The 10,718-nt window shown below is 67.3% G+C and carries 4 protein-coding genes; all 4 read right to left on the bottom strand.

All coding sequences use genetic code 11. The features are described from left to right. Positions 1–32: 32 nt before the first annotated feature. The 4 genes from ACWGO0_RS36895 to ACWGO0_RS36880 all read right to left on the bottom strand — a co-directional run bounded on the left by ACWGO0_RS36895 (position 33) and on the right by ACWGO0_RS36880 (position 10,535). On the bottom strand, positions 33–1,445 hold the full coding sequence (locus tag ACWGO0_RS36895) for an extracellular solute-binding protein (protein ID WP_453544822.1): 1,413 nt from the start codon (positions 1,443–1,445) through the stop codon (positions 33–35). Positions 1,446–1,703: 258 nt separating this feature from the next. Further along, complete coding sequence (locus ACWGO0_RS36890) at positions 1,704–5,711, bottom strand: discoidin domain-containing protein (RefSeq protein WP_453544821.1); 4,008 nt, start codon at positions 5,709–5,711, stop codon at positions 1,704–1,706. 58 nt (positions 5,712–5,769) lie between these two features. Then, positions 5,770–9,144, bottom strand: coding sequence for a CARDB domain-containing protein (locus tag ACWGO0_RS36885; protein ID WP_453544820.1), 3,375 nt, complete (start codon positions 9,142–9,144; stop codon positions 5,770–5,772). A 377-nt stretch (positions 9,145–9,521) separates the two neighbouring features. After that, positions 9,522–10,535: a LacI family DNA-binding transcriptional regulator gene (locus ACWGO0_RS36880; protein WP_453544818.1), complete on the bottom strand. Its 1,014-nt coding sequence runs from the start codon at positions 10,533–10,535 to the stop codon at positions 9,522–9,524. Positions 10,536–10,718: the final 183 nt, after the last annotated feature.

Genomic DNA, 10,718 nt, shown 5'->3' with positions numbered 1-10,718 from the left:
GGGGGGGGGGCCCCCCCCCCGCCGGGTAACGGTCACTGGTTGGCGAGGACCTGGTTGACCTGCGCCTCGGCGGTGGCGAGCAGCTTGTCGACGTCGGCGTCCTTGTTGGTGAGGATTCCCGACATCACGTTGTCGAGGACCTTGTAGACCTCCTGGGCCTTCGGCGGCTCGGCCTTGCCCACGACGGGGTTGTCCATGAAGGTCTTGAAGTTGGCGACCGGCATCGTGGCGTTCTCGATGCGTGCGGCGTCGTCCTTGGTCTTGGACTCGTTCAGCCAGAAGTTGGGCTGCGGAACACCGACGGGCAGCTTGTCGGCCTTGGTGCGGGGCCAGTTGAACTGTCCCTCGCCGACCGTGAGGTTCTTGAAGTTGAGCCAGGCGACGGCGGCCTTGATCTTGTCGCCGGATATCCCCTGCTTGACCATGTAGTTGTTGCCGCCGGCCAGGGTGCTCTTCTCGCCGGGGATCGGCCCCATACCGAAGTTCTCGTACTTCGCGCCGAGCTGCTGGACCATGTACGCGATGTCGTCGGGCGCGGCGAGGAACATGCCCAGCTTGTCGGTGGCGATCTGCTTCTGCAGGTCACCCCACTTGAGCAGCTGCGTCTTGCCCATGGAGTCGTCCTCCCAGCGCATGGCGTGGAGGTTCTCGGCGACCTGCTTGCCGAGGTCGTTGTTGAAGGCGGCCTTCGTGCCGCTCGCGTCGACGACCTCACCACCGACGCTGTACATCTGCGCGGTGAAGTGCCAGCCGCCCGTGTTGCCCGCGCTGTACTCGCCGAAGCCCGCGACGCCCTTGCCCAGTCCTGCGATCTTCTTGGCCGCCGTACGGACCTCTTCCCACGTACGCGGCGGGGCGTCCGGGTTCAGTCCGGCATCGGTGAAGAGCTTGCGGTTGATCAGCAGGCCCATCGTGTAGTTGCTGGTGGGCAGGCCGTAGAGCTTGCCGTCCTGCTTGAGCGAGTTCAGGACGTTCGGGTCGATGTCCTTCAGCAGCGGCACGCTCTTGTCGTTGACGTACGCGGTGATGTCGGCCGCGCCGTTGTTGTCCAGGACCTGCGGCAGGTCGGTGAAGTACGTGTAGAAGACGTCCGGCTGCGACTTGGCCTTGAGCATCGCGGTGAAGCGCGGCGGCTCCAGACACTGACCCGGGGTGGAGCGGCCCTCGATGGTGACGTTGGGGTACGTCTTGTTGAACTCGGCGACGTCCTCCTTCCACTCCTTGAGCTCGGCCGCCTTCGCCGCGGGCGGCATGCAGTCGATGGTCAGCGTCACCTTGGTCTTCGGGTCCAGTGGCGCCGCGGGGTCGGAGGACCCGCCACCGTCGGTTCCACCACTTCCGTTGTCGCTGCTCGTGCCGCAGGCGGCGAGCGCGGTCAGCGTGAGCGCGGAGACGAGGGCGACCGCGCTGGCGCGGCGGGTACGGCGGAAGCGGGCACTTCTCATGGGTGGTCCCCTTCGGGCATGTACGTGGAGTGGCCCCACCGCCGATGCGTTGTGGGGCGTCGCACACTCAACCACCGTCGACAAGTGAACGCAATATCTCGCGCTGATTTCGTAATTGTTTGACAGAGGTTGTTCAGCAGCGGACGCCGGCGCTCCACGGCGAGGCTCCGGGGACGCCCCGGAACGCATGACAGGTCAGCGCAAGCCTCACGAACGGCTTGCGCTGACCTGGCCTTACGGAGCGCCCGGCGCGGGCGGTTACGGGTTGATGTTGATCTTGAAGGTGGAAGTGGTGTTACGGACGTCCACGGCGTTGTTGTTCAGTTCGAGCCCGTTGAACGTCACCTCACCCACGGCCGGCCCCTGACCGGACTCGGGCATCTCGTTCGCCCAGAGACCGAAGCCGGACTTCGCGTCGTACGCGTCCCCGCTCTTGCGGGCACCGGTGATCGAGATGTCGCTGAAGACGGTGTCCTTGATCGGGAACTGCGGCTGTCCGCCGACGTAGTTCGTCTGGAACATGACCCCGCTGTACGTGGGATCAACGATGTCGACGTTGTTCACCCTGATCCCCTGGAAGACCTTCGAGGCCGAGAAGACCCAGATGCCGGGGAAGGTCTGGGAGCCCCAGAAGTGGCCGCCCGCCCGGACGATCGAGATGTTCTCGAAGTTCGTGGGATCGGCCCCGAAGCCGTTCATCGGGTACCCGAAGTCCAGCGAGGAGATCGTGATCCCCGCGTAGACGAGCGTGTCGGCGATGTGGATGTTGCGGAAGGTGTTGTTGTAACCGCCGTAGACGGCGACACCCGCCGCCCGCCAGGTCAGCGTTGAGGTCAGGTTCTCGTAGACGTTGTTCTTCATGTCGGCGCCACCGGCGTCGATCGCCGAGAACAGCGCGAAGCTGTCGTCGCCCGTCGCCCGCGCGTCGTTGTTGGCCACGAGGTTGTCCGTCGACCCGTTGGTCATGTTGACGCCATCGGCGAACATGTTGCGGATACGGGAGTTCTTGATCGTGATCCCGTCGGTGTTCGCGCCCCAGTAGAGGCACACCATGTGCTCGTTCCAGATGTTGTCGATGGTGATGTCGGAGACGTTGGCGAAGTCGAACACCTTGCCCGGACCGTCGATACGCGATGTGTAGTTGCCGAAGTAGGCGAAGCCGGAGAACGACGAGCCCTTCGCCGTACCGTCCGCACGGAAGCCCACATCGGTGTTGTCCTGCGTCGAGGGCGCGTGGAACTTGGTGTACCAGGGCCCGGCGCCCGCCACCTTGACGGCCTTGCCGTACACCTGGAACTTGCTCGCCGTCTGATAGTCGCCCGGCGGCAGGAAGACACCCACCAGCTTGCCCGTCGTGTCCATCCGGACCTTGTCGAGCGCGTTCTGCACGTCCTGGTGCGTGAATCCCGCGGGCACCGTGTAGGCGGCCGGGTCCGGGTTGGCGACCGGCGCGACCTGCTCCAGGTTCACGAAGTCGATCGCGTACGTGGAGGTGTTCGCCGCGTCCTTCTGCAGCCGGATCCTGCTGCCCGCGGCGACGGTCTCCCCGAGCATGATGTGCGCCTCGTCGTAGATATGACGCGGTGCGCCCGAACCCGGGGAGTTGCCGGGCGCGGCCTCGGCGCCGTACAGCCAGGCGTACTTCGACGTCAGCGGGAGCGCCTTCTTCAGCACCCCGTCGACGTAGACGTTGATCGTGGAGTCGATGCCGCCGCCGCCCGCCGCGTCCGGGATCGAGAAGCGGGTGACCAGGGTGTTCGTGGAGGCGCGGGTGGTGAACTCGACGTACTCACCCGTCGCGTCCAGGGTCACGGCCTTGCGGCCCGAGGCCTCGCCCGCGACGTCACCCACCGTCCGGTTGGGGCCCACCACCTGGGCGCCGCCGCCTGCCGTACCGTCCTCCGCCTCGTACATGTCGTACGGCATGCTGGCGCCGCGGCCCACGAACAGCGGCTGCGTGGAGGTGTTGTTCTCCCGCTTCACCGGCAGCTCGTTGGCGTCGTCGGCGAGGACGACCCTGACGGTGTACGAGCCGTTGGCGGCCGTCCACGGACCGAGGTCGACGTTGGCCGACGCACCGGCGGCGATGGCACCGCTGTGCGCGCCCGTCAGGGTCTTGACCGTCGCACCCTTGGAGTCGACGAGGGCCAGCGTCACGCCGTGGCTCCCCGATGCGCTCGCCACGGTCCCCTGATTCTTCACCGCCACCTTGAAGGTGACGGTGTCACCGGCCGCCGGGCTCGACGGCGAGGTCGTCACCGAGGCGGCGACCAGGTCCGAGCTCGCGACGGGCTTCACCACCAGCGCGGTGGGGCTGGTGAAGGTGTTGTTGGACTCGTTCTGCTCGACGACCGCGTTCGCCTCGTCGGCGACCGCGCTCAGCTGGTACGACCCGGCGTCGCGCGCCCCGATGGACGCACTGACCGTGGTCTGCGCCCCGGCTGCCAGCGCCCCGACCTGGGCCGTGGCGACCTTGGTGCCGCCGAGCCGCAGGGCCACGGCGCTCGCAGGAGCCGCGGAAGGACCACTGTTGCGGACAGTTGCGCTCACCGTGATCGGGTCCGACTCGACGGGCGCCGCGGGCGACGCCGTCAGGCCGGTGACCTCCAGATCCGGGTTGGGCGCCGCGACGCCGACCACCTGGAACTCGCCGACCTGACCGGCCGACGACCCGGAGTTGGCGGTGAACTTCAGCTGCACGTCGGCGACCCGTCCGGAGACGGGCACCGTGACGCTGTTACCGCTCGCCGGGTCGAAGGTGTAGCTCTTCGCGGCGACCAGACTCGTGAACCCCGAGGCGTTCTGCTCGCGGCCCAGGACCTCGATGGTCTGGTTACGGGCCGCCCAGGAAGCGGACGGGTTGAGCTTGAGGACCAGGTTTTCGACGTCGGCGTTCGCGCCCAGCTTCACGGTGAGGGTGTTCGGGTAACTGCCGCCCGCGCCCTCCCAGTAGGTGGCCGTGTCGTTGTCGTTGGCGTTCTCCGCGACGAAGGTGTGGATCGTGGAGGAGGCCGTGACCGGCTTGCCGACGGCGAGGTTCGAACCGCCGCCACCACTGCCGTTACGGGTCACGGAGTTGCTGTTGCCGGACTTGTTGCCCGCCGCGTCCTTGGCCCGCACGTAATAGGTGACCGTCGCGGAGGCCGGCTGGGTGTCGGTGTAGGTGGTCACGTTCCCGGCGACACTGCCCCGGAGCGTGTTGTTGGCGTAGATCTCGTAGCCGGTGACGGCCGTGTTGTCCGTGGAGGCGTTCCACACCAGCTTGACCTGTCCGCTCGCGGGCTCGGTGTACGCGAGTCCGGCCGGAGCGGTCGGCGCCTGCGTGTCGCCGCCCGTCGGCCCGTAGACCTCGAACTCCGATATCTGCGCGGCGGGCTGCACACTGTTGGCGGTGACCAGGACCCGGACGTAACGAGTGGTCGTCGCGTCGAAGGTGATCGTCGCCGACCGGCCGCTCGCCTCGTCGAAGGTGTACGCCCGGGAGGCGGTCAGATCGGTGAAGTCCGTACCGTTCGCACTGCCCTGGATCTTCAGGGTCTGGCTTCGGGCCTCCCAGGTGTCCGGCAGCCGCAGGACGACACGGTCGACGCGCACGGAGGAGCCGAGATCCGCCCGCAGCCACTGGGGAAAGGCGTTGTTGCCGCTCTCCCAGTACGTGGCACGGTTGCCGTCGTTCGCCTGGGCGGCGTTGTACACCTCGGTGTGGCTGCTCGCGGTGAGCGCCCGCCCGGCCGCCAGATTCGCCGAACTCCCGTCCGCCGCGTGCACCTCCAGCTCCGACAGCTGGGCCGCCTGCCAGCCGGTGTTGGCGGTGATGTTCACCCGTACGAACCGTGCCTGCGTCGCCGGGAAGGAGACCGTCACGGTGTTGGCGGTGCCCGGCGCGAAGCTGTACGCGGCGGAGTTCTTCAGGGTGGCGAAGCTGGTGCCGTCCGCGCTGCCCTGCACGGAGAGCGTCTGGCTACGGCTCTCCCAGCCCGCGGGCAGCTTCAGCACCACCTCGTCGACACGGGTCGTGGCGCCCAGATCGGCCTGCGCCCACTGCGGGAGTGCACTGCCGCTGCTCTGCCAGTACGAGCCCTGGTTCCCGTCGGTGATGCTCGCCGCGCCGTACCCGGCGGCGGCGCTGCTCGCCGCCGCCGCGTCGCCCAGCGCGATATTGGGCCCGCCGGCCGCATGGGCGGTCATCAACGGACCGCCCAGCGCCAGAAGGCTCGTCGCGATCACGGCGCTCATGCTCCGCGATCTCCAGTTCCGGATTCTCATCTGTCCTCGGCTCGGTCGGATGCGTACAAGGAGGAAATGTGTCCCTGGGCGCGACATGTCAGCCGGTCCCGTTGATGACGAACTGCGATCCGGGCTCGCGGAAGACGTCGCCGTCGGCCGAGTTGGTAATCGTGACGTCCGTCAGGGTCGCGCTGCCCCGGGCACCGCTCATCGCGAGGATTCCGGAGCCGTTGTTCGACTTGTCGATGCGTACGTTCGTGATCTTCACGTCCGCCATCTCGCCGCCACCGGTCTTGAACTGGATACCGTCGTACGTCGAGTCGAGGATGTCGGTGTCCCGGATGGTGACGCCCGGAATGCCCTGCGCCTGCGCGAAGAGCGTGATGGCGCCGAACTCCTGGTCCTCGTTCCAGAACGCGCCGCCGGTGCGGTGGAGTGCGTTGTTGGCGATGAGGGTCTGCCCGGTGAAGGGCAGCGGGTCGTGGTCCGTGGCCAGCATGATCCCCGGGTAGTTCATGGTGTCGGAGATGATGTTGTTCTCGATGGTGTTGCCGTAACCGCCGTAGACCGCGATGCCGTTGGCACGCCAGGGCAGCTGGATCGTGTTGTTGCGGAAGTGGTTGTCGTGGCCGATGTCCACCGACGTGTCCTTCACGTACTTGCTGGACCAGACGGCGAGCGCGTCGTCCCCGGTGTTGCGGAAGGACGAGTTGTAGACGGTCGAGTTGCGCGTGCCGTTGGCGAAGTTGATGCCGTCGGCGTACGTGTTGCGGACCCGCATCCCGGTGAACTCCACGCCGTCCCCCGGACCCCACAGCTCGGGGATGTTCGTGTAGTCCCGGCCGGCCCACACACCGACGTTCGCGTGCTCGATCCACACGTTGCTGATCTTGGTGCCCTTGCCGAACCGCCCGTTGAGACCGACACCGCCCTCGGCGTTGCCGTCGCCCCCGCGGATCGTGCCCGAACCGAAGATCGCGATGTCGGAGATCTGCGTGTTGTGGTCGATGTCGAAGCCGAAGTTGCCCTCGTGCGGATGGTTGATGCCGCCCGCCTGGTGCGGCGGGGTCAGGGTGTAGAGCTGCGAGTGCCACATCCCGGCGCCCCGGATGGTGACATCACGGATGCCCACCTGGTTGAACTCACCGCGGTTCAGCGGGTCGTCGGTCAGGATCTTCTTCTCCTGCCGCCACTGGCCGGCCGGGATCCACACGCAGTCGATCTCGCCCTTCTGGTCCGCCGTCACCGCGCGCTGGATGGCGTCCGTGTCGTCGATGCCGTCGTTGGGCACGGCACCGAAGGTGGCGATGGAGACGCATCCCGCGGGCTGGGCAGCCGCCGGTACGACCTGCTCCAGGTCGATCAGGTCGATGACGTAGAAGGCGGCGTTGTCGCCCGCGTCGCGCTGAAGCCGGAACTTCGTACCGGCCGGGTAGGTCTGGGCGAGCAGCGCGTGGGACTCGTCGAAGAGCCGGCGGGCGTCACCACCCGGGGTGTTCGTCAGACCCTCCGGGCTGTCGGTGGAGCCGTACAGCCAGCTGTGCTTGGAGGACAGGTCAAGCTTGCGCACGAACTGACCGTTCGCGTACAGGCTGATGGTGGCCTCCCGTCCGCCGCCACCGGCCGCGTCCGGAATGGAGTTGCGTACGACGATCGAGTTCGACGGACTCGTCGACGTGAACTCGACGTACTGACCGTCCGAGTTCAGCCGGACCGACTCACGGCCCGACGACTCGGTGGCGAAGTTGGTGTGACCGAAGGTCCGCTTGGCGTCGGACTGCAGCAGGGTCCCGCTGTACTGGGCGTCCTCCGCCTCGTACTCGGTGTACGGCACAGCCGCGCCGCGCCCCACGACGATGGAGCGGGAGAAGGTGTTGTTGGTCTCGCTGGTCTCGGCGACCGTGCCGGTCGCATCGGCCGTGGCGGTGAGAGTGGCGCCACCGCTGGCAGCCGTCCAGCTGCCACTGATCGGTACCTGGACAGTCGCCCCTGCGGCGATCTGACCCGTGGCGCCGTTGAGAGTGGTGCCGCCCACGGCGAGGCGGGTGACCGTGCCCGCGCTCACCGCGGTGGTGCCGCGGTTGTGCACCGCGACGGTGAAGCTCACCGAGGCGCCGACCGCCGGAGCGGCCGGGTTGGAGGCGATACCGGTGACCCGCAGATCAGGCCCAGGACTCTGCCCGACGACCAGCTTCTCCGCCGCCGTCCGGCTGTTGTTGCTGTTGTCCTGCTCCACGACGGTATCGGTCGGATCGACCACCACCGAGACGGTGTACGAGCCCTGCGGGCGCTTGCCCACCGAGACCGGAACAGCGGCAGAGGCTCCGGCCGCGAGCGCGGGCACGGCGGCGGAGCCCGCCACCGCTCCCTCCAGGCTGACGTTGACCGTGGTCGCAGGCGCCGGGGCGGTCCCCGCGTTACGCACGGTGGCGTTCACCGTGACGTTGTCCGTCTCGGACGGGCCGGCCGGGGTCCAGGTCAGGTCGGTGACGGTGAGGTCGGGGTTGGGCGCGGCCACACCCACGACCTGGAACTCCGCGACCTGGGCGCCGGGGGCGCCGGTGTTGGAGAAGAACGTGAGCCGGAGGTCGGCATACTTCCCCGTCACCGGGATCGTGACGGTGTTCTGCCCCGCAGAGGGGCTGAACGTGTAGTCGGCCCGCGCCTTGAGCGAGGTGAAAGCGGAGGCCGACTGCTCACGCCCGAGCACCTGAAGGGACTGGGTGCGCACCCCCCACTCCTGAGCGGGGTTCAGCTTCACCACCACGGCCTCGACATCAGCGTTGGATCCCAGCTTCACCGTCAGGCTCGACGGATAGCCGGCGGACTCCCAGTAGGTGGCCACGTTGTCGTCATTGGCGTTGGCGGCGACGAAGTTCTGTGTCGCCGACGTGGCCTCGATCGGCTTGTTACGCGCCAGGTTCGAGCCGTTCACCGGGGGATCGACCGGACCTCCGTCGTCCTCCCCGTACACCTCCAGCTCGGACAACTGGGCCGCGTTCCACCCCGTGTTGGCACTGATCTGCACCCGCACGAACCGAACCGTAGCCTCCGTGAACGCGATGCTCACCGTGTTCGCCCCGGCCGGATCGAAGGCTCGGGCACTCGACGCGGCAAGCGTGTTGAACGCGGTGCCGTTGGTACTGCCCTGAACCGTGAGGGTCTGGCTGCGCTTCTCCCACCCGGTCGGAAGCTTCAGTGCCACCCTGTCCGCACTGACGCTGCCGCCCAGGTCGACCTGGACCCACTGCGGGAAGGACCCCGCGGTCCCTTCCCAGTACGACTGCTGACTTCCGTCGGTGACGTTGCCTGCCGGGTACGCGCCATGGGCGCTGCCCGCGGTCGCGGACTTGCCGAGAGCCAGGTTGGGCCCCTCCGCCGCGTGCGCGGTGACGGGCAGCAGCCCGACCGCGATCAGCCCGGCAGTCACCGCGCCGGCGATCAACCGCCAGCCGTGGTGTTTACCTCTCATGATTGCCTCTAGCTTCCATGCTTCGGGCGCCATGTACCTGACATGGCTTGGGGGGATGGCAGCGCCTTCCAGAACTTTTGAGTGATTCAGTCAATCTTTTGCGCTGCCGAGGTGACAGGTTTCTACCAGGTGACTACTTTGTCAACGGGCGTGACAGGCAAGGAGAGTTGAGGGCTGCGTTGCGGCATGGCAGGAGCCCGGGGCGGCGACAGCCGCAGAGAGGACGCGTCGAGCCGGCGACAAGGGGCCTGAAATGCAAAAAGACCCCTGGGAGGGGTCGCGAGTCGGTCAGGACTCGAAGGACTTACGCAGGCCACCTACGGGCGGGCAGGCCGGCGGCCTGCGCAATACTCACCTGATACACAGAAAGATGTCGACTACTGGGCGGCGGGCGGCTGTGCCGTGGAGCCCCGGACGACGAGCTCCGGCTCGAAAAGAAGCTCGCCCGAGTGGATATGAGAGCCCTGGATCTGCGCGCACAACAGCTCGACCGCGGCCCGGCCCATCGCCTCGATGGGCTGCCGCACGGTCGACAGCGGCGGCTCGGTGCAGTTCATGAAGGCCGAGTCGTCGAATCCGACGACCGAGACGTCCGAAGGAACGGAGAGTCCGCGCCGACGCGCGGCCCTGATCGCCCCCAGCGCGAGAGGATCGCTCGCACAGACGATGCCCGTCACCCCGCGCTCCAGGAGACGCGCGGCAGCCAACTGCCCTCCCTCGAGCGAGAACATCGACCGCTCGACGAATTCCTCCGACAACTCCCGCCCGGCGGCCTTCGCCGCGACCCGAGCGGCTTCCCACTTCCGGCGGGACGGAACGTGGTCCGCGGGTCCGAGAACCAGTCCGATCCTCTCGTGACCGAGAGACGCCAGATGACGCCACGCCTGCTCGACGGCCACGGCGTCGTCACAGGAAACGCAAGGGAAGTCCAGCCCCTCAATGGGGGCGTTGATCAGAACGACAGGGATGTTCCGCTCGGCCAGCTGCCGGTAGTGGTCGTGAGGCGCGTCCGCCTGGGCGAACAACCCGCCGGCGAAAACGACCCCGGAGACCTGCTGCTGAAGGAGCAGATCCACGTAGTCCGCCTCCGAGACCCCGCCCTTGGTCTGCGTACAGAGCACAGGAGTCAGCCCCTGTTGCGCAAGCGCTCCGCCGATCACCTCCGCGAAAGCGGGAAAGATCGGGTTCTGCAGCTCAGGCAGTACGAGTCCCACCAGGCGCGCACGCTCACCACGCAGTTGCGTGGGCCGTTCGTAGCCCAGGACGTCCAGCGCAGTCAGCACGGACCGGCGGGTCGCATCCGAGACACCGGGCTTGCCATTGAGAACCCGGCTGACCGTGGCCTCGCTGACACCCACCTTCTTGGCCACCTGAGCAAGTCGTCGCGTCATACACGCAAGACTAGCGCAAGCATCGCAAGATAATTGCGGCCCGGTCACTGTGGGCTCAGCAGGTCAGCTTTGCCCAGATATCGGCGCCTAAACGCAGAAAAGCCCCGTACCTTGCGGTACGGGGCTTTCCCGGAATAATTGTTCGGCGGCGTCCTACTCTCCCACAGGGTCCCCCCTGCAGTA

The sequence above is a fragment of the Streptomyces sp. NPDC055749 genome (genome assembly GCF_053617235.1).
This window is presented reverse-complemented; position numbering and strand designations above follow the sequence as displayed.

Coding starts and splice junctions, on each gene's coding strand:
- ACWGO0_RS36895 (WP_453544822.1), bottom strand. CDS start 1,445: ATGAGAAGTGCCCGCTTCCGCCGTACCCGCCGCGCCAGCGCGGTCGCC.
- ACWGO0_RS36890 (WP_453544821.1), bottom strand. CDS start 5,711: ATGAGAATCCGGAACTGGAGATCGCGGAGCATGAGCGCCGTGATCGCG.
- ACWGO0_RS36885 (WP_453544820.1), bottom strand. CDS start 9,144: ATGAGAGGTAAACACCACGGCTGGCGGTTGATCGCCGGCGCGGTGACT.
- ACWGO0_RS36880 (WP_453544818.1), bottom strand. CDS start 10,535: ATGACGCGACGACTTGCTCAGGTGGCCAAGAAGGTGGGTGTCAGCGAG.